At 70.2% G+C, this 17,951-nt stretch carries 16 protein-coding genes; 5 read left to right on the top strand and 11 right to left on the bottom strand.

Annotated features, from left to right (window positions below):
• Positions 1–45 precede the first annotated feature (45 nt).
• The gene (locus ACGFY9_RS19530) at positions 46–1,254 is read left to right on the top strand and encodes a glycosyltransferase (RefSeq protein ID WP_393755963.1); all 1,209 of its coding nucleotides are present in this window, start codon (positions 46–48) and stop codon (positions 1,252–1,254) included.
• Between the two features lie 98 nt (positions 1,255–1,352).
• Here ACGFY9_RS19530 and ACGFY9_RS19525 read toward each other — a convergent pair whose 3' ends face one another.
• Together ACGFY9_RS19525 and pepN are read right to left on the bottom strand one after the other, a co-directional pair.
• On the bottom strand, positions 1,353–2,390 hold the full coding sequence (locus tag ACGFY9_RS19525; RefSeq protein WP_393755626.1) for a hypothetical protein: 1,038 nt from the start codon (positions 2,388–2,390) through the stop codon (positions 1,353–1,355).
• Positions 2,391–2,664: 274 nt separating this feature from the next.
• The gene (gene pepN, locus ACGFY9_RS19520) at positions 2,665–5,262 is read right to left on the bottom strand and encodes an aminopeptidase N (RefSeq protein WP_393755624.1); all 2,598 of its coding nucleotides are present in this window, start codon (positions 5,260–5,262) and stop codon (positions 2,665–2,667) included.
• Positions 5,263–5,407: 145 nt separating this feature from the next.
• Here pepN and ACGFY9_RS19515 point away from each other — a divergent pair, with 145 nt between their 5' ends.
• The gene (locus ACGFY9_RS19515) at positions 5,408–6,073 is read left to right on the top strand and encodes a DsbA family protein (RefSeq protein WP_393755622.1); all 666 of its coding nucleotides are present in this window, start codon (positions 5,408–5,410) and stop codon (positions 6,071–6,073) included.
• Positions 6,074–6,091: 18 nt separating this feature from the next.
• On the opposite strand, the gene ACGFY9_RS19510 is transcribed toward ACGFY9_RS19515, so the two are convergent.
• The 3 genes from ACGFY9_RS19510 to ACGFY9_RS19500 all read right to left on the bottom strand — a co-directional run bounded on the left by ACGFY9_RS19510 (position 6,092) and on the right by ACGFY9_RS19500 (position 9,132).
• A complete protein-coding gene (locus ACGFY9_RS19510; protein WP_393755620.1) occupies positions 6,092–6,325 on the bottom strand; it encodes a hypothetical protein in 234 nt (77 codons plus the stop codon).
• A gap of 68 nt (positions 6,326–6,393) precedes the next feature.
• Positions 6,394–7,815 carry an FGGY family carbohydrate kinase gene (locus ACGFY9_RS19505; RefSeq protein WP_393755619.1) on the bottom strand — a complete coding sequence of 474 codons (1,422 nt, stop codon included), beginning with the start codon at positions 7,813–7,815 and terminating at the stop codon, positions 6,394–6,396.
• A 276-nt stretch (positions 7,816–8,091) separates the two neighbouring features.
• Positions 8,092–9,132 carry a 2-hydroxyacid dehydrogenase gene (locus ACGFY9_RS19500; protein WP_393755617.1) on the bottom strand — a complete coding sequence of 347 codons (1,041 nt, stop codon included), beginning with the start codon at positions 9,130–9,132 and terminating at the stop codon, positions 8,092–8,094.
• Between the two features lie 71 nt (positions 9,133–9,203).
• On the opposite strand from ACGFY9_RS19500, the gene ACGFY9_RS19495 reads away from it, so the two are divergent.
• The 3 genes from ACGFY9_RS19495 to ACGFY9_RS19485 are packed head-to-tail and all read left to right on the top strand — an operon-like array spanning position 9,204 to position 11,786.
• Complete coding sequence (locus ACGFY9_RS19495; RefSeq protein ID WP_393755615.1) at positions 9,204–10,712, top strand: FGGY-family carbohydrate kinase; 1,509 nt, start codon at positions 9,204–9,206, stop codon at positions 10,710–10,712.
• Positions 10,709–11,317, top strand: a complete 609-nt coding sequence (locus tag ACGFY9_RS19490) for a histidine phosphatase family protein (RefSeq protein ID WP_393755613.1) — start codon at positions 10,709–10,711, stop codon at positions 11,315–11,317. Before ACGFY9_RS19495 ends, ACGFY9_RS19490 begins: the two co-directional genes overlap by 4 nt.
• A 25-nt stretch (positions 11,318–11,342) precedes the next feature.
• Positions 11,343–11,786, top strand: a complete 444-nt coding sequence (locus ACGFY9_RS19485; protein ID WP_393755611.1) for a hypothetical protein — start codon at positions 11,343–11,345, stop codon at positions 11,784–11,786.
• Positions 11,787–11,887: 101 nt separating this feature from the next.
• Here the strand turns inward: ACGFY9_RS19485 and ACGFY9_RS19480 are convergent, their stop codons facing one another.
• The 6 genes from ACGFY9_RS19480 to ACGFY9_RS19455 all read right to left on the bottom strand — a co-directional run bounded on the left by ACGFY9_RS19480 (position 11,888) and on the right by ACGFY9_RS19455 (position 17,703).
• Entirely contained in the window at positions 11,888–12,523 is a 636-nt protein-coding gene (locus ACGFY9_RS19480; RefSeq protein ID WP_393755610.1) for a superoxide dismutase, read from the bottom strand.
• Positions 12,524–12,600: 77 nt separating this feature from the next.
• Positions 12,601–13,491 carry a TauD/TfdA dioxygenase family protein gene (locus tag ACGFY9_RS19475; RefSeq protein WP_393755608.1) on the bottom strand — a complete coding sequence of 297 codons (891 nt, stop codon included), beginning with the start codon at positions 13,489–13,491 and terminating at the stop codon, positions 12,601–12,603.
• A 12-nt stretch (positions 13,492–13,503) separates the two neighbouring features.
• Positions 13,504–14,856: an LLM class flavin-dependent oxidoreductase gene (locus tag ACGFY9_RS19470; RefSeq protein WP_393755606.1), complete on the bottom strand. Its 1,353-nt coding sequence runs from the start codon at positions 14,854–14,856 to the stop codon at positions 13,504–13,506.
• A 164-nt stretch (positions 14,857–15,020) separates the two neighbouring features.
• Positions 15,021–15,785 (bottom strand): ABC transporter ATP-binding protein, encoded by a 765-nt coding sequence (locus tag ACGFY9_RS19465; protein WP_393755604.1) that lies wholly within the window; start codon positions 15,783–15,785, stop codon positions 15,021–15,023.
• Positions 15,761–16,627, bottom strand: coding sequence for an ABC transporter permease (locus tag ACGFY9_RS19460; RefSeq protein ID WP_393755602.1), 867 nt, complete (start codon positions 16,625–16,627; stop codon positions 15,761–15,763). Before ACGFY9_RS19460 ends, ACGFY9_RS19465 begins: the two co-directional genes overlap by 25 nt.
• Positions 16,628–16,632: 5 nt before the next feature.
• Positions 16,633–17,703, bottom strand: coding sequence for an ABC transporter substrate-binding protein (locus ACGFY9_RS19455; RefSeq protein ID WP_393755600.1), 1,071 nt, complete (start codon positions 17,701–17,703; stop codon positions 16,633–16,635).
• Between the last annotated feature and the right edge of the window lie 248 nt (positions 17,704–17,951).

Below are 17,951 nucleotides of genomic sequence, written 5' to 3'. Positions count from 1 at the left end.
ATATGCAAGGCGGGTGGTCGTGTGCGCGCTAGACACGAGCTGCACGTGCTGTCGGTCTACGAGGGGTTCTTCTCCGGAGGAGCCCGCATCGTCCACAGCGACGTCGTACTGGGGCTGGTGGAGGGCGGCCAGCACCATACGGTGCTCAGCATCCACGGAGAAGTACACCGAGAAGCGACCCGGCAGGCCATGGAGAACGACGCCTGCTATCAGCAACTGACCGCGGCCGGCGTCGGCGTCTCGACCCTCGGCCGCAGCTTCGGCGGTGGTGATGACCAGGCCACCGTGGGGTTCACCGGGCCCGAGCTCGCCGACGCCGCCCGTGCCCTCGCGGACGCCGACGTCGTCCTGTCGCTCAAGGAGCAGCCGCTCTCGCTGCTCAACCAGGCGGGCCTGCCCCGCCGCCCCGTCGTCGTGTGCCTGCACCGTTCGGACCCCGAACACTCGGGCACCGCTCTCGACGAACTGAAGGCCGCCATCGCCGACGGCAAGGTCGTCGCCGCCGTCTGCTGCGCGGAGTCCACCCGCGACGCCTACCAGGCCGCCGGCATCCCGCCCGAGGTCCTGCACGTCATCCCCAACGGCGTCGATCTGTTCCGCTTCCGGCCTGATCCCGTCCGGCGGCTCGCGCTGCGCGCCTCCCTCGGAATTCCGGATGCCGCACCCGTCGTAGTCTTCGCCGCCCGCTACGCCACCATGAAGAACGTCCCGCTCTTCCTCCGCGCCGCCCGCGAATGGCTACGGCGCGAACCCGCCGGCCATGTCCTCATGTGCGGCACAGGCATGACCGCCCACGACCAGCCCGCCCTCGCCGCCGACATCGACGACGCCTTCGGAGCGGACAAAGAAGAACTCGCCGAGCGGCTCCATCTCCTCGGCGTACGCCGGGACATGGAGACCGTCTACGCCGGGTCGGACGTCGTCGCGCTGACGTCGTCCTTCGGCGAGGCCGCGCCCCTCTGCCTCATCGAGGGCATGATGTGCGGGGCCGTACCCGTCTCCACCGACATCGGCGACAGCGCGTCCATCGTCGCCGGGCACGGCATCATCACGCCCCCCGACCCGGACGCCGTCGCGTCGGCCTGGACCGAGGCGGTCATCGGCCGCGCGGAGTTCGCCAAGGCCCACGCCCGCAGCCGCGAACGCTTCAGCCGTACGCGCATGATCGCCTCCTACGCCGCCCTCATCGACGGCCTGCACGCGGGACACACGACGACGAGCGCCACTCCGCCGCCGTTGCCCGAGCCCCTGTAGAACACACCCCTGTAAAACACGCGACGGCACATATGAGGAGGGGCCACCGACCCCCGGTGGCCCCTCCTCTCCCCTCCTGATGCCGCCCCGGTCCGTCACTACCGGGGCAGCACCACGACATACGCGGCCGGATCGCGGTCGGCCGACGCCATCAGCGCCGTTCGGACCACCGCCGCCTGTTGCTCCATCGCGTCCCGGAGCTTCTTCGGGGTGATGTGGACGACCGTGATGCCCAGCCGCTCCAGGTGCTCGCGCTTGCGGGCGTACTCCGACCACAGGGCGTCCTCGTCCTGACGGGGGGCGCGGGTGTCCAGCTCGACGGCCACCGCCTGCTCGGGCCAGTACGCGTCCAGGCCGCCCAGGTGCGGGCCGCCCGGCAGGCGCAGGTCGACGTTCCACACCGGGTCGGGGAGGCCGTGCTCGCTCACCATCCGGTAGAGGCGGTCCTCCGCGATCGCGCGGCCCTCGGCCAGCAGCGAGTCCACCGCGTCCACCACGTGCGGCCGACTCAGCAGCTTGGCGTTGTTCAACTCCCGTACCACCGCGGCCGGTTCGCAGTGCCCGCCGCGTACCGCCTCGGTGAGCAGCCCGCGTACCGCGTTCGCGTCCGACAGCTCGGCCACCGCGTCCGCGAGGGCCCGCGGCACCGGCGCGACCGGGACGCCCTTCACCTGCTGCGGGGTGGGGAGCGACGCGGTGCGGACGATGCGGGCGCAGCCCGTCGAGCGCAGCCGGCGCATCCGCGGGACCAGGACGTCGATCTGCTTCAGCGAGGCCGGCTCCGGCGCCGACGTGAAGCCGTGCAGGGCCAGCGCCGCCAGGCCCGTGACCATCGTCTCCGTGTACGTCGGGCGGTGCGGCCCCTCCGCGCCGGGCTGGACCGGGACCCCCGCCGTCCGCTCCCGTGCCGCGTACGTCAGCACCGCGTGCAGCCGCTCCTCGCCGGTCGGCGGGCCGGAGTGCAACAGGACGACGCCGGGGAGGAGTTGCTGCCACGGCCCGTCGGGACGGCACTGCTCGTTCACCTCGGCGGCCGGGACACCGTGCGCCCGGAGCTGAGCCGTCGTCAGCACGCGGCGGTGCACCTCGGTGAGGTGGCTGAGGGGGCGGGGGGAGAGCGGGGTGTCGTGGTTCATGCAACGGGGTTTCCCGCGCCGGATCCGGTCCCTAACCGCTGTTACACGCCCGTCGACAAATCCGGACAACGCGGTACTAAAGGACAGGCGTTCGGATGCCGAGTAGGCGCCGAAAACCCCTGGTCCGGATGGGGTGGACCAGGGGTTACGGGGTGGATTAGCTGTATTCAGTAACGGTGACGGAGAGGCCAATCACAGGCCAAAGCACGGCTGGATCATTGGCCAAAGCAGCACCCGGCAGCACCCAGCAGCCCCCGACCGCCGGTCGAAGAGGTCACCCCTCAGCGCCCCGCCCCTCGTTGTCCGCCGCCTGCGCCCGCAGCGCCCGCGCCAGGTCGTCCCGCGACTCCAGCACCAGCCGTCGCAGCGCCGGCGCCGCGCCCTCGTGGGACGTCAGCCACGCGTCCGTCGCGTCCAGCGTCGCCTGCGCGTCCTCGGCCGCCGGGTACGCCGGGAACAGTCCCCGCACCACGTCCACGCCGATCTGGATCGACCGCTCCGACCACACCCGCTCGATCGCCGCGAAGTACTTCTCCGTGTACGGCGCGAGCAACTCCCGCTGCGACGGCTGCGCGAACCCCGCGATCGTCGCCTCGACGAGCGCGTTGGACAGCGCGTCCGACTCCACGACCTGCGCCCACGCCTGCGCCTTGACGGCCGCCGAGGGGCGGGCGGCGAGACAGCGGACCTGGTGGCGCTTGCCGGACGCGGTGTCGTCCCGGGCCAGTTCGGCGGCCACGACGGCCTCGTCGGCGGCGCCGTGCGCGGTCAGCGGCTCCAGGAACGCCCAGCGCAGCTCCTGGTCGACGGCCAGGCCCTCGATCTTCTCCGTACCCTCCAACAGGGCGTGCAGCAGGGCGAGTTCCTCCGGCGCCGACGCCACCGACGCGTAGAAGCGCGCCCACGCCAGCTGCTGCTCGCTGCCCGGCTCGGCGTCCCGCAGATCCCGCAGCGCGACGTGCGCCAGGAGCTTCGCGCCGGTCTCGCGCCACCACGGCGGCGAGTAGTTGACCAGCGCCGAGTTCGCCCACGCGTGCAGCATCTGCAGCACACCGATGTCGGTCTCCCGGCGCCCGAACCGCATCACCAGGTCGATGAAGTCGGGCGCGAGCAGCAGCGCGTCCCGCGTCATGTTCCACAGCGCCGACCAGCACAGCGCCCGCGCCATCGGGTCGGTGAGCGCGCCGAGATGGTCCCGCAGGGTCGCCAACGACACAGTGTCGAAACGGGTCTTGGCGTACGTGAGGTCCTCGTCGTTGACGAGCACCAGCTCCGGCGCGTCCGCACCGGCCAGCTCCACCACGACCGTCCGCGCGCCGTCGACGTCCACCTCGGCCCGCTCGTACCGCACGAGACGGCCGCCCTCCATCCGGTAGAGGCCCACCACCACCCGGTGCGGGCGCAGTTCGGGGTGCGACTCCGCCGCCTCCTGGAGCACGGTCAGCTCGGCGATGCGGCCGCCCTCCACGTCCAACACCACTTGCGGGGTGAGGGAGTTGACCCCGGCCGTCTGCAGCCACGACCGCGCCCAGGACGCCATGTCCCGCCCGCTCGTCTCCTCCAGCACCGACAACAGGTCACCGAGGCGCGTGTTGCCGTACGCGTTCCGCTTGAAGTAGCGGCGCGCGCCCTCCAGGAACGCGTCCTGGCCGACGTACGCCACCAACTGCTTCAGTACGGAAGCCCCCTTGGCGTACGTGATGCCGTCGAAGTTGAGCTTCGCGTCCTGGAGGTCGCGGATGTCGGCGGTGATCGGATGCGTGGAGGGGAGCTGGTCCGCGCGGTACGCCCACGCCTTGCGGCGGTTGGCGAAGCTGATCCAGGCGTCGGTGAAGCGGGTCGCGCCGACGTTCGCGAACACGCCCATGAAGTCGGCGAAGGACTCCTTCAGCCACAGGTCGTCCCACCACTCCATGGTGACGAGGTCGCCGAACCACATGTGCGCCATCTCGTGCAGGATCGTGTTCGCCCGCCCCGAATAGGAGGCCTGCGTCACCTTCCCCCGGAAGATGTACTCCTCGCGGAAGGTGACGAGCCCCGGGTTCTCCATCGCGCCGAGGTTGTACTCCGGCACGAACGCCTGGTCGTACTTCCCGAAGGGGTACGGGTAGTCGAAGTGCTCGTGGAAGAAGTCCAGGCCCTGCTTGGTGATCAGGAAGACGTCGTCGGCGTCGAAGTACGGCGCCAGACCCTTGCGGCACATCGCGCCGAGCGGGATCTCCAGCGTCGTACCGTCGTCGAAGGTGCGGGAGTAGGAGTCCGTCACGTAGTGGTACGGGCCCGCCGCGAACGCCGTGATGTACGTCGAGATCGGCTTCGTCTCCGCGAACTTCCATACACCGTCGGTCAGTTCGCCGACGCCGTTGCTCCACACCGTCCAGCCCTCGGGGGCCCGCACCTCGGCGCGGAACGGCGCCTTGAGGTCCGGCTGCTCGAAGGTGGCGAAGACCCGGCGCGAGTCGGCCGGCTCGTACTGGGTGTAGAGGTAGACCTCGCCGTCCTCGGGATCGACGAAGCGGTGCATGCCCTCGCCGGTACGGGAGTACGCGCACCGCGCGTCGACGACCAGCTCGTTCTCGGCGGCCAGGTCCTCCAGCTGGATGCGCGTGCCGTCGAAGACCGCGCCCGGGTCGAGGTCCTTGCCGTTGAGCGACAGGGCGGTCACGGCCGGTGCGATCAGGTCCGCGAAGCTCGCCGCGCCCGGCTCGGCGCAGCGGAACCGGATCGTGGTCACCGACCGGAAGGTCCGCGGCCCCTCACCGGCGTCGTCGCCGACCGCCGAACGCAGGTCGAGGGACACGTCGTACCCGTCGACGGACAGCAGGGCGGCCCGCTCGCGGGCCTCGTCGCGGGTCAGATTCTCACCGGGCACGGAGTGGCTCCCTCGGATGATGTCGGCTGGTGTTCGATATGCGGTCAGGGCCGATCCTGCCATGTGCCCCTGACCGCAGGTACCCGGGAATGAGGTGGCGAGGGACGGTGTTGCGAGGGGAAACGGCCGTATTCCGAGGAGAGTCATGTCCGAGACCGCGACCACGCCCGCAAAGACGCCCGTGGACTTCTGGTTCGACCCGCTGTGCCCCTGGGCCTGGATGACCTCCCGGTGGGTGCTGGAAGTGGAGAAGGTCCGCGACATCGAGGTCCGCTGGCACATCATGAGCCTGGCGGTGCTCAACGAGCCCAAGCTCGACGAGCTGCCCGAGGAGTACCGCGAGCTGCTGTCCACCAAGGCATGGGCCCCGATCCGCGTGGTCACCGCCGTCTGGCAGAAGCACGGCGCGGACGCCCTCGGCCCGCTCTACACCGCGCTCGGCACCCGCATCCACAACAACGGCGAGGGCCCGACCGTCGAGGCGATCGCCGGCGCGCTCGCGGAGGTCGGCCTGCCCGCAGACCTGATCGACTACGCCGACCAGGAGGACTTCGAGTTCGACGCCGAGCTGCGCGCCTCCCACAAGGAGGGCATCGACAAGGTCGGCCAGGACGTCGGCACCCCCGTCATCGCCGTCCCCGGCCCCGACGGCGAGCAGATCGCCTTCTTCGGCCCGGTTGTCACCCCCGCCCCCAAGGGCGAGCAGGCCGCCCGCCTCTGGGACGGCACCGTCGCGGTCGCCTCGGTCCCCGGTTTCTACGAGCTGAAGCGCACCCGCACGAAGGGCCCGGACTTCAGCAACCTGGTGTAGGCACGGCGGCGCTCACTCTCACTCCGGGGCGGCGGCCTTCTCCTCACGGAACTTCTCGGGGAGATCGCCGCCGCCTCGCGCGTGGTACGCCGGCTGGTACCGCACACAGCCCTTGACGGCGCAGCGCCACAGATCCCCCACGTAGTGCCGGGGCCCCTTCTCCGCACGGACGGCGGCCTTCTCGGCGTCGGTCATCTTCTGGAAGTCCTGCCACCCGAGACAGTTCGGGCACCACCGTCGAAGCACCGTCATGAACTCCTCCTCGCCACGCACGGCCAGGCCGGTAGTACACCGCGAATCGCGGGCGCCCGCCCCCGAAATCACCGGCTCCGGTGGCGCGCCGCCGTCAGCCGGCCGAGGTGGTCCTCGAAACCGGCGGAGTAGTACGCCGCCCGGTCCGCGTCCGGTTCCACGATCCGGGTCGGCCGGGTCCACGCCCCCGCGTCCAGCGGAACCCCGTACCGCTCGGCCGCCGCGAGCACCGCGCCCCGCGCCCCCACCTCCCCCTCCACGATCCGCAACGGCCGCCCCAGCACGTCCGCGAGCAGCTGCATCCAGGCGGGACTGCGCGTACCCCCACCGCACACGGCCAGCGACCCCGTCAGCCCCGCCGCCTCCAGACAGTGCCGGGCGGCGTAACCGATGCCCTCGCAGGTCGCCCGGATCAGGTCGGCGGGCGTCGACTCCAGGGAGACACCGGTCAGTTCGGCGCGGAGCCGGGGCTCGACGAAGGGCGCGCGCTCACCGGACGGCGCGAAGTACGGCAGCACCCGCACCCCGCCCGCGCCCGGCGGGGTCGCCGCGAGGAGCCCGTCCACCTCCTTGTGCCGGACGCCCGTCGTCGACAGCACCCAGTCCAGGGCCGCCGTACCGACCATCGCCGGCATGGCCCGCAGCCAGTGCCCCGGCCGGTCGAGGGAGATGTACAGCCCGGCCGGTTCACCGCTCAGATCCAGCTCCGTCGTCGCGACGAGACTGGCGAGACAGGTCCCGACGATGAGCAGCCCGTCGCCCGGTTCCGTCACCCCCGCGCCGAGCGCGCAGGCAGGCAGGTCGTACGGCCCGTTCGCGATCCGGGTCCCCGCCGGCAGCCCCTCGCCACGCGTCTCGGCCGTAGCGACCGGATCGCTGACCGGCGCCAGCAGCCCCCGCCTCCGGGTCAGCCCGAGCAGCTCGACGACACCGTTGTCGTACGACCGCGTCCGGGGGTCGAGGAACGGCATCGACGCGTCCGAGACATCGGTGGCCGCACGCGCCCCCGTCAGCCGCTGGAACACCATGTCCTTGCAGTACAGGGCGCTGGTGGCAGCGTCGAGAGCGGCGGGCTCGTGCGCCGCGAGCCAGGCCAGCAGCGGCCCCGGACACCCGGGGAACATCGCGCTCCCGGTCCGCCGGAACACCGTCTCGAAGGTCCCGTCCGCCAGCCACTGATCGAGCAGTTCATGGGCCCGCCCGTCCATCCAGGACGCCGCCGCCCGCACCGGCCGCCCCTTCGCGTCCACCAGCCACACCCCGTCGCCCTGCCCGGTCAGCCCGGCGAGCTCGAACGGTCCGTCGACCTCCGCCGAGAGTTCGTCCAGTACGGCGACGACCGCGCCGTAGACCTCGTCCATGTCCTGCTCGACGAACCCACCGTGCATCGACAGCCCCACCGGCCTTGCGGCTACGGCGAGTTCACGCCCGGAGCCGTCGAAGGCGGCGGCCTTCACCGTGGACGTGCCGACATCGATTCCGACGTACATGGGGGCCTCCTGGGGGTGGGGGATGGGGTGTGGGGTGGGGCGGGGTGGAGGTGGGCCGGTGTTGGGTGGTGTGGCGTAGGTGGGCCTGTGTTGTCAACGCACCCACGCGCGCGCACCTCTATTGGTTCGGTCGCCTTCGGGGCGCTGGGAGCCGGTGTCGAGAGCCCCACCGTGCTCGGCGCTGCGCGCCTCCGCGCGCTGGGTCTCTCGACACCGGCGCGCCCCTACGGCTCCCTCTCGGCCGTCCACGTGGGGACAGCGGGACTTGGTGGGCTCTCACCCGAGTTGGTGGGACAGACGCTCACCTCGGGCCCAGCGGCCCACCTCCGCCGCCGCTATGCGTGCCGCCTTCTCGGCCACTGCCCGTGAGGCACCCCCGAGATGGGGGGTGAGGACGACCCGGTCGGCGAAGCCGAACAGCCGTGCCCCGGCGGGCAACGGCTCACGCGCGTAGGTGTCCAGCGCGGCCGCCGACACCTGCCCGCTCTCCAACGCGTCGCACAACGCCTCCTCGTCCAGCAACGGACCCCGCGCCACATTCACCACCACCGCACCGGGCCGCAGCAGCGCCAGCTCGCGGGCGCCGATCAGACCACGCGTCTCGGTGGTCAACCGGGCGTGCAGGGTGATGACTTGGGAACGCCGGAGGAGTTCGTCCAGCCCGCCGACCCGGAGTCCGTGGATCTCGCCGTGCACATACGGGTCGTACACCATCACACGTGCCCCGAAGGCACAGAGCACCCGCGCCACCCGGCTGCCGACGGCCCCGTACCCGACGAGCCCGACCGGTAGATCCTCCAGCTCCAACCCGCTGTGCTCGTAGGTGTAGTAGGCGGCCCCAGCCTCCCAACTCCCTTGTCCGGCAAGGAGTTCATGGGCCTGCGGGATGCGGCGCAGGGCGGCCAGCATCATCCCGACGGTGAACTCGGCGGTCGCGGCGGCGTTGCGCCCGGGCGCGAAGCACACCCGTACGTCGTGGGTCTTCGCCGCGTCCAGGTTGACGTTGACGGGACCGCCCCGGCACACGACGACCAGCCGCAGATCGGGGCAGGCCTCCAGTACGCGCTCGGTGACTGGGCCCATCTGAGTGACCAGCACGTGGCCGCCGCTGCTCCGCAGGGCTTCGATCACCTCGTCCTCGGCATCGCTCGCTTCCTCCACCTCGGCGACGGATCCGAAGGGTTCCAGGGGCCAGCCGAGCGTCAACTCTCTTACGGTGAAGGGGTGTTCGCGCAGTTCCTCGGTGATGGCCGCAGTGATCAGCGAAGGCAGTACGAAATGGTCACCGGCGGCGACGACACGCAGGGTCTCGGTCATCGTGGGGCTCCCTCCCTCTCCGCCACGATGAACGGGGAATGCCGAATGCGTAACCCCTGAGGGAGGTCCGGATGATGTTCGAGGGCGAAGCCGAAGCGTGGCTGGGGATCGACCTGGGCACGCAGAGCGTCCGCGCACTGCTGGTCACCGCCGACGGCACGGTCCTCGGCGCGGGCACCGCCCCGCTGACCAACCACCGGGACGGCGTACGGCATGAACAGGACCCGGGGGAGTGGTGGGAGGCGGCGTGCACGGCGTCCCGGGCCGCGATGTCGCAAGGGTCCTCACCGGTACGGGCGATCGGCGGCCTCGCGGTGTGCGGCACTTCCGGGACCGTCCTGCTGGCAGACACCCAAGGCCGCCCGCTCACACGGGGATTGATGTACGACGACGGGCGTGCGACGGAGGAGGCGGCGCGGGTCGGGATGCAGACGAGCTGGGCGCTGCCGAAGGCGTTGTGGCTGCTGGACGCGTACGGGTGGAAGGAGGGGAGGGGGCAGGTGGCCCGGGTGACGCACCAACCCGACGTGATCACAGCGCAGTTGACGGGTGGGGTGGTCCCGACCGACTCCAGCCACGCCCTCAAGACGGGCTACGACGCGGAGCGCGAGGCCTGGCCGCCCCAACTGGCCCGCGTGGGCGAGGTGTTGCCGGAGGTGGTCCGCCCCGGCACCCGGCTGGGCGAGGTCTGCCGAGCCGCCGCCGAGGCGACCGGCATCCCCGCCGGCACCCCGGTCGTCGCGGGCATGACGGACGGCTGCGCGGCCCAGATCGCGTCCGGCGCCCTGCGTTCCGGCGCCTGGAACTCGGTGCTGGGCACCACCCTGGTCCTCAAGGGCGCGTCCGCGAACCCCGTCCGGGACGACGCCGGGGTGGTCTACAACCACCGTGCGCCGGACGGCAGTTGGCTACCAGGTGGGGCGTCGAGTGTGGGCGCGGGGGCGCTGCCGGTGGGGCCGGATCCGTCGGAGATGGACATCCGGGCGGCCGAGTACGAACCGTCAGGCGCCCTGACGTACCCGCTCTCCTCGCCCGGCGAACGCTTCCCCTTCTTCGCCCCGGAGGCAACGGCGTTCACCCTGGGCAAGCCGGCGTCGGAGGCGGACAGTTGGGCGGCGGTACTGCAGGGCGTGGCGTTCACGGAGCGCCTGTGCCTGGACTACCTGCATTACCTCGGCGCCCCGATAGACGGCCCTCTCACCTTCACGGGCGGCGCGGCCCGCAGCGCGTACTGGAACCAGCTCCGAGCCGACATCCTCGGCCGCCCGGCCCGAGTACCGGAACAGATCGAACCGGCGCTGGGGATGGCGGTGTTGGCGGCGTACGGGACGGAGGTGGGGGCGGGGGCGGGGACAGGAATGGGGGCGGGGACAAGGGCGGGGACGGGGTTGGCGTTGGCGGAGGTCGCCGAGCGCATGGTCCGCATCCGCACACTCCTCGAACCCCGCGCGTCCCACACGGCCCGCTTCACCGAACCGTACGCTCGCCTGGTGGACGAACTGGAGACCCGAGGCTGGCTGCCGACCCCGCTCGCGACCCACACCCGCACCCGCCTGAACGAGGACACGATCGACTCATGAGCACCACCACCCTCCTCCTCGCCCGCCACGGCCAGACCACCTGGCACGCCGAGAACCGCTACGCCGGCATCAGCGACGTCGCCCTGACGGACACGGGCGTCGCCCAGGCGGAAGCCCTCGGCCGCTGGGCCGCAGCCCACCCGGTCGACGCGATCTGGACGTCCCCGCTCTCCCGAGCGATCCTCACGGCAGCCCCGGCCGCCCGCGCCCTGAACCTCACCCCCCACACCGAACCGGCCCTGCGCGAATGCGACTTCGGCGTGGTGGAGGGCCGTACGCTCGCGGAGTTCGCGGCGGAGAACTCCGGGGCGGCGGAGGCATTTCGGTCCGATCCGGTGGCGAACCCCTTCCCGGAGTCCGAGGACCCACTGGCCGCCGCCGAGCGAGGCACCGCCGCCTTGCACCGCATCGCGGCCGCGCACTCCGGCCGGCGCGTCCTGATCGTGGCCCACAACACCCTCCTCCGACTGGTGCTGTGCCGGTTGCTGGGGATTCCGCTCGGTGAATACAGGCGGGTGTTTCCGCAGTTGCGCAACGCGGCGGTGTCCGAGATCCGGATGGCGCCGGGCGGGGCCGCGTTCCTCTCGCTTAACGTGCCTGTGTAATCGACGGCCGAAGAGGGTGGGGACGATGGGGCAGGAGAAGCGGGCGGCACGGCGTGCCGCGGGGACGCTGACCGGGGTGGATGTGCTGCTGCGCTGGACGTGGATCCGACGGCGTACGTCCGCGCAGGACATCGAGGACTTCGAAAACGGGCAGGCGCTGCTTGTCGCGGGATTCACGAAGAGCATCGGCGGGGCGGCCATGTCCTCGGTCGGCAAGGGCAAGCAGATCGCGCGCCTCAGATCGGGACAACTGCGTCTGGCCGTGGGGGAGGAACCGGTCTGGAACGACCGGAGGGGAGACCGGACCGCGAGCCTGAGGCCGCCCTTCTCCCTCAAGCCCACCGGTGTGAAGCTGGCGCTGGGTCCGAAGTTCGAGCGCTATGAACTCGTCACCGCCGACGGCACGTTCGACCTGGCGCTCCCCAAGAAGGACGGGGAACTGGTGAGGCACGTCTTCGAGGTGAAGTGAGATGAGGAAGGCCCCCGCGAGTCACGTCCTCGCGGGGGCCCTCCTCATCATTCGCCCGCCCACGTGAAGGTTGAGAAGACGATCACGAGGCAGGACGCTTCCTACGAGGGCAGGATCGTCTGCCGGGACCTCGCTGCCTCGTAACGGCTTGCCACGTCCTGCCAGTTGACGACCGCCCACATCGCCTCGATGAAGTCGACCTTCTGGTTCCTGTACTGGAGGTAGAAGGCGTGCTCCCAGGCGTCGAAGACGAGGAGAGGGGTGGAGCCCTGGCCGACGTTGCCCTGGTGGTCGTAGATCTGCTCGACGATCAGGTGGCCGCTCAGGGGTTCGTAGGCGAGTACGCCCCAGCCTGAGCCCTGGGTGGTCGCGGCGGCCTTGGTGAGCTGGGCCTTGAAGCCCGCGAAGGAACCGAAGGACTCGGTGATGGCGTCCGCCAGGCCACCGAGTCCGTCCGTGGCCAGCGGTTCGCCGCCGCCGGCGCCCGTCATGTTGTGCCAGTAGATGCTGTGCAGGATGTGGCCGGAGAGGTGGAACGCCAGGTTCTTCTCCAGCCCGTTGACCGAACCCCACTGCTCCTTGTCGCGCGCCTCCGCCAACTGCTCCAGCGAGTCGTTGGCTCCCTTGACGTAGGCCGCGTGGTGCTTGTCGTGGTGCAGCTCGATGATCTCGGGGCTGATCACGGGGGCGAGCGCGGAGTAGTCGTAGGGCAGGTCGGGCAACGTGTAGACGGGCATGGCGGATCGATCCCCTCCGGACTTCTTATTGCACATAGCTTGCAACTACAACCTAGCAGCGAAAAGGCGTCGTGTAGTCACTCCGCCACCGACGTGTAGTGCGACGCGTCCCCCTCGATCGAGTAGCTCTCCTTGCCCTCGATGCCGGTCGGGATGTCGCCGGCGACGGTGACGCGGTTGAGGCGGCGGGGCTGGTTGTCGTAGTTGTCGATGGCGTAGTGCTGGGTGATGCGGTTGTCGAACAGGACGAGCTGGTTGGGGGACCAGCGCCAGCGCAGGATGTTCTCCGGGCGGGTGACGTAGGACTGGAGGAGGTCCAGGATCTTGCGGGACTCGCCCGTCGAGAGGCCGACGATCCGCTGCGCGAACCCGCCGATGAACAGGCCGCGTTCGCCGGTCAGCGGGTGGACGCGGACGACCGGGTGGACCGTGCGGAACTTGATCGACGTGAACTGGGCGCGCTGGGCCGCCTTTTCATCGTCGATCTCCTCGTCCGGTACGGCGTAGTCGTAGTCGTTGGTGTGCTCCGCCCACAGGGTGTCCGCCAGGACGCGCAGGGGCTCGGGCAGATCGCGGTAGGCCGCCGCCGAACTGGCGATCAGCGTCTCGCCGCCGTACGGCGGGACCGTGATGCTGCGCAGGGTGCTGGCCTGGGGCGGGTTGAGGACGAAGGTCACGTCCGTGTGCCAGTGGTTGGCCCGGCCGCGCTCGCTGTCGACGGGCAGCACGTTCGGGGCGCCGTCGACGGCGGGCACGGTGGGGTGCGCGGTGGTGAGGTCGCCGATGTGGCGGGCGAAGGCCTCCTGGCCCTCGTCGTCGAGGTGGACGTCGTCGAAGACCAGGGCCTTGTGGATGTTGAGGGCATCGCGGATCGCCGTCACCTGCTCGGCGTCCAGCGGCTTGTCGATGTCCACGCCCGACACGCGGGCGCCGATGTTCGCGGTGACCTTCTGGATCTCGATGGACATGGTGAAGTCCTTTCAGACGAGGGCGGGTTTGGTGGGCTGCGTGGGTCGGGTGTACTGGTTGGCCGGGCGGGGGTGGCCGTAGCGCTCCCGGAGGGTGGTGCGTGGGCCGTACTCCGTGCGGAGCAGGCCACGGGTGCGGAGGAGCGGGACGACGTGGTCGACGAAGGCGTCGAGGCCGGACGGCAGGACCGCGGGCATGATGTTGAAGCCGTCGGCCGCGCCCTGCGTGAACCAGGACTCGATCGCGTCGGCGACCTGCTCCGGCGTACCGGCGAAGGTGAGATGCCCGCGTCCGCCGCCGAGCCGCCCGATGAGTTGTCGTACGGTCAGTCGGTCGCGGCGGGCGAGTTCTACGACGAGTGTGTAGCGGCTCTTCGCGCCCTCGATGGCGTCCTCGGGCGGGAGGTCGGCGGGCAGCGGGGCGTCCAACTCCAGCGTGCCGGAGGGCAGTTGCAGGAGTCGCTCCAGCCGGTCCACGCCGTGCGTGTACACGATGTGGTCCTCCAGCAGCCGCTCGTTCGCGTGCGCCTCGGCCTCCGTCGAGCCGAGCACCGGGACGATGCCGGGCAGCACCTTGATGTGCTCGGGGTCCCGACCGGCCGCCGCCGTACGGGACTTGAGGTCCTTGTAGAAGGCCTGCGCGTCGGCGAGGGTCTGCTGCGCGGTGAACACCGCCTCCGCGTACCGCGCGGCGAACGTCTTGCCGTCCTCGCTCGAACCCGCCTGCACGAGCAGGGGGTAACCCTGCGGTGAGCGGGGGACGTTGAGAGCGCCCGCGACGCTGAAGTACGTCCCCTGGTGGTGGGGCGGGTGGATCTTCGTGTCGTCGCCCCACACGCCGGCCGCCTTGTCGGCGACGATCGCGTCGTCCTCCCAGCTGTCCCAGAGCTTCAGCGCCACATCGAGGAACTCGGCGGCCCGCGCGTACCGTTCGGCGTGCGCGGGCTCGTGCTCCAGCCCGAAGTTACGGGCGGCCTCTGCACCGGCGGTCGTGACGATGTTCCAACCCGCCCTGCCGCCGCTGATGATGTCGAGCGAGGCGAACTTACGGGCCAGGTTGTAGGGGGAGTTGTAGGACGTGGACGCGGTGGCGATGAGGCCGATGTGCTCGGTGGCTGTCGCCAGCGCGGTGAGGAGCGTGAGTGGTTCCAGGGCGCCTGCCGGGCGTTGGGCGAGGTTGCTCCACAACTGCGGTCCGTCTGCCAGGAAGAGGGAGTCGAAGGTGCCGCGCTCCGCGATCCGGGCGAGGTGTGTGTAGTGGTCCAGTTCGACGTGGGCGTAGGGGTTGCTCTCCGGGAGGCGCCAGGAGGCCTCGTGGTGACCGGTGTTCATGAGGAAGGCGTTGAGGCGGAGTTGGCGGGGCATGGGAGGTCCTTAGGTGGGAGTTCCGGGTGCGTGAATCAGCTCGTCGGGTGACTTCTCAACACAGGCCGGCATTTTTCAGCCCGTCCGGCGTTTGAGGACGAGGCCCGTTCAGGGCCGATGGGGGTCTGGGGGCGCAGCCCCCAGCAACGGCGCGCAACGCACGGTCAATCGACGTCCTCCGTCACCCCCAGCGCCGCAAGCAACCTCTCCCGGTACTCACCAAGCACTGGCTCCCGATACGACCGCGGATGAGGCCGATCGATGACCAGGTCGAGCCCAATGCGCCCTTGGTCCAGCACAAGCACCCGATCCGCAAGCACAATCGCCTCATCCACGTCATGGGTGACCAGCAACACCGAGGGCCGATGCCGCTCCCACAACTCGCGGAGCAACACATGCATCCGGATCCGGGTCAGAGCGTCCAGCGCCCCGAACGGCTCATCCGCCAACAGCAGTTCAGGCTCACGGACGAGCGAACGGGCCAGCGCCGCCCGCTGCGCCTCACCCCCGGACAACTCGTTGGGCCAGGCCCGCTCACGCCCGGCGAGCCCCACTTCGGCAAGGGCCTCGCGGCCCTTCGCGGCGGCTTCCTTGCCCTCCGTCCCCAGCAGCACGTTGTCGAGAACCCGCCGCCACGGCAGCAACCGGGAGTCCTGAAAGACCACCGACACCCGCTCAGGGGCCGCGAGTTGACCACTCCCGACGACCTCGTGGTCGAGCCCCGCGATGGCCCGCAGCAACGTGCTCTTGCCGGAACCGCTGTGCCCCAGCAGAGCGGTGAACTGCCCGGCGGGCAGGTCCAGATCGATGTGGTCGAGAACCGTGCGACCGTCGAACGACCGGGTAAGCCCCCGGAGTTGGACCGCAGTAACCGCCGGAACCGCAGGGACGGCGGGCGCGGTGGTCAGCTGCTCAGTGTGCGGCGCCATGACAGCACCCTCCGTTCGACGAGACGGACCGCGCTGTCGGAGACCAGGCCGAACACGCCGTAGATCAGCAGGCCGACGAGGATGACGTCCGACTGGCCGTAGTTCTGGGCCTGGAACATCATGTAACCGAGGCCGCTGGTGGCGTTGATCTGCTCCAGGACCACCAGGCTCAGCCAGGAGCCGGTCACCCCGAGGCGCAGGCCCACGAAGAAGCCGGGCAGGGCACCGGGGATGACGATCTGGCGGACGAACTGGAGCCTCGACAGGCCCTGGACCTCGGCGAGTTCGACGTAACGGTGGTCGATGCCGGACAGCGCGGCGTGCAGGTTGAGGTAGATCGGGATGTAGACGACGATCGCGATGATGGCGATCTTGAAGGTCTCGCCGATGCCCAGCCAGAGGATGAACAGCGGGATGAGGCCGAGGGTTGGGATCGCCCGGTTGAGCTGCACGGTCCCGTCGATCAGCGCCTCGCCGATCCGGCTCAGCCCGGCGGCCAGGGCGAGGACGACACCGGCGGTGAGGCCGAGCGTGAAGCCGTAGGCGGCGCGTTCCAGCGAGGTCAGCATGTCCGTGGGCAGCGTGCCGGACGTCCACAGCCGGCCGGCGGTCCGCAGCACCGTCCAGGGCGCCGGGATCGCGGCCGGGTCCAGCTGCCCGGCGGCGGAGGCGACGGCCCAGAGGGCGAGGAAGAGCGCGGGGCCGATGATCCGGGAGGCGGGCAGCCGTTTGCCGGGGGCGAGACCACGCCGCCGCCTGCGCGGAGCCTCTACGGCACCCTCAACGGCGGTCACCGGCAGGGGAGTTGCGGCAGACGTGTCCACAGTCTGGGAGGTGGTCATCGCGGTCACCTCCGGTACTCCGCCGGCACGGCCCTCGCCGCGATCTCCTCGAAGCGCCGGTCGAAGAGCGAGTCCACCGTGAACTCCTTCACGAAGCCGCCCTCCGCGAGCAGATCGGCGGTCTCCTGCTCCCACTTCACGGCCTCGTCCCAACTCGGCGGGAACAAGGGCTTGTTGGCGAGCGCGGTTACCGACTTGGCCTGCGCGAGCGTCAGGTTCTGCGTCTTGACGTAGAACTCCTCGTTCCAAGTGTCCGGGTGTTCGTACTGCCAGACCTGGCCCTGCGCCCACTGCGGGATGTACGCGGCGATCGCGGCCGCCTTCGCCGAGTCGGCCAGCACGGCGGACGGCGCCCACAGCAGATTGAGCAGGTCTACGACGTCGGTCCTGATCGCGCGGGCGCCCTTCGCCTCGTACTGCTTGAGGTATGCCGGTGCCTGGCTGTTGGCGAGCGGGGCGATGTCGACCTGGCCCGACTGCAGGGCCGTGAAGAACTGGTTGCTGGTCAGCGGGACCAGTTTCACCTCGTCGTACTTCAGCCCGGCTTCCTTCAACGCCCGCAGCAGCACGACGCCTTGGGCCTGGCCCTGCGAGAACGCCAGCTTCTTGCCCTTGAAGTCGGCGACCGTGCGGATGTCGCTGCCGGGCTTGGTGGCGAAGAGGTAGTTGGGCTTGCGGGTGACGTCGATCGCGACGATCTTCGCGTCGTAGCCCTGGTAGTGCGCCTGGATCGGCGGGATGCCCGCGTTGTTGGCGAGGTCCAGGGATTTGGCGCGGAACGCGTTGATGACATCGGGACCGGCGCCGATGTTCACCCAACTCGACACGGTGAACGGCAACTTGGGCAGCTTCGCCAGCTTGAACTGGAGCTGCTGGGTGTTCAGGTACGAGGAGATCTTCAGGCTCGTGCCGGATGGGACCTTCTCGGCGAGCGGTGCGGACAGACCGGCCCCCGACTTGGCGGCCGCGGCACTGCTCGTGGCGCAGCCGCTGAGACCGGCGATGCCTGCCGCGGCACCGAGCACGGAGGTGAGGAAGAGCCGCCGGTCGACGCCGGGCGCACGGGAATACGGCATGGGAGGACTCCCTGATCAAAAGTTTCGGGAACGAGGGAACGAAGGAACGCGGGAATGCGCGCGGAATTCACGGACGGCGAAAGACGGAGCCGTCCGGAGAAAGGAATTCAGGCAGGATGAGACCGGCGCCCGGGGCGCGTCAACGGGTCAGCAACAAGAAGTGCGACAACTCATCTGCAGGCTCATGACCAGGATGTTCCCGGTCATGCGAGCCCCCTGTCAACATTCGGAGTTTCTGAATTAAATAC

It is taken from the genome of Streptomyces sp. NPDC048504 (genome assembly GCF_043200035.1).
GTDB lineage: Bacteria > Actinomycetota > Actinomycetes > Streptomycetales > Streptomycetaceae > Streptomyces.
The sequence above is the reverse complement of the archived record's forward strand: the minus strand, read 5'-3'. Positions and strand labels throughout refer to the sequence as shown.

Excerpts from the sequence above, each read along its gene's own strand:
- ACGFY9_RS19490 (WP_393755613.1), top strand. The coding sequence starts at position 10,709 with ATGAGCACCACCACCCTCCTCCTCGCCCGCCACGGCCAGACCACCTGG.
- ACGFY9_RS19510 (WP_393755620.1), bottom strand. The coding sequence starts at position 6,325 with ATGACGGTGCTTCGACGGTGGTGCCCGAACTGTCTCGGGTGGCAGGAC.
- ACGFY9_RS19525 (WP_393755626.1), bottom strand. The coding sequence starts at position 2,390 with ATGAACCACGACACCCCGCTCTCCCCCCGCCCCCTCAGCCACCTCACC.
- ACGFY9_RS19455 (WP_393755600.1), bottom strand. The coding sequence starts at position 17,703 with ATGCCGTATTCCCGTGCGCCCGGCGTCGACCGGCGGCTCTTCCTCACC.
- ACGFY9_RS19480 (WP_393755610.1), bottom strand. The coding sequence starts at position 12,523 with ATGCCCGTCTACACGTTGCCCGACCTGCCCTACGACTACTCCGCGCTC.
- ACGFY9_RS19470 (WP_393755606.1), bottom strand. The coding sequence starts at position 14,856 with ATGCCCCGCCAACTCCGCCTCAACGCCTTCCTCATGAACACCGGTCAC.
- ACGFY9_RS19505 (WP_393755619.1), bottom strand. The coding sequence starts at position 7,815 with ATGTACGTCGGAATCGATGTCGGCACGTCCACGGTGAAGGCCGCCGCC.
- ACGFY9_RS19500 (WP_393755617.1), bottom strand. The coding sequence starts at position 9,132 with ATGACCGAGACCCTGCGTGTCGTCGCCGCCGGTGACCATTTCGTACTG.
- ACGFY9_RS19495 (WP_393755615.1), top strand. The coding sequence starts at position 9,204 with ATGATGTTCGAGGGCGAAGCCGAAGCGTGGCTGGGGATCGACCTGGGC.
- ACGFY9_RS19485 (WP_393755611.1), top strand. The coding sequence starts at position 11,343 with ATGGGGCAGGAGAAGCGGGCGGCACGGCGTGCCGCGGGGACGCTGACC.
- ACGFY9_RS19515 (WP_393755622.1), top strand. The coding sequence starts at position 5,408 with ATGTCCGAGACCGCGACCACGCCCGCAAAGACGCCCGTGGACTTCTGG.
- ACGFY9_RS19460 (WP_393755602.1), bottom strand. The coding sequence starts at position 16,627 with ATGACCACCTCCCAGACTGTGGACACGTCTGCCGCAACTCCCCTGCCG.
- ACGFY9_RS19465 (WP_393755604.1), bottom strand. The coding sequence starts at position 15,785 with ATGGCGCCGCACACTGAGCAGCTGACCACCGCGCCCGCCGTCCCTGCG.
- ACGFY9_RS19475 (WP_393755608.1), bottom strand. The coding sequence starts at position 13,491 with ATGTCCATCGAGATCCAGAAGGTCACCGCGAACATCGGCGCCCGCGTG.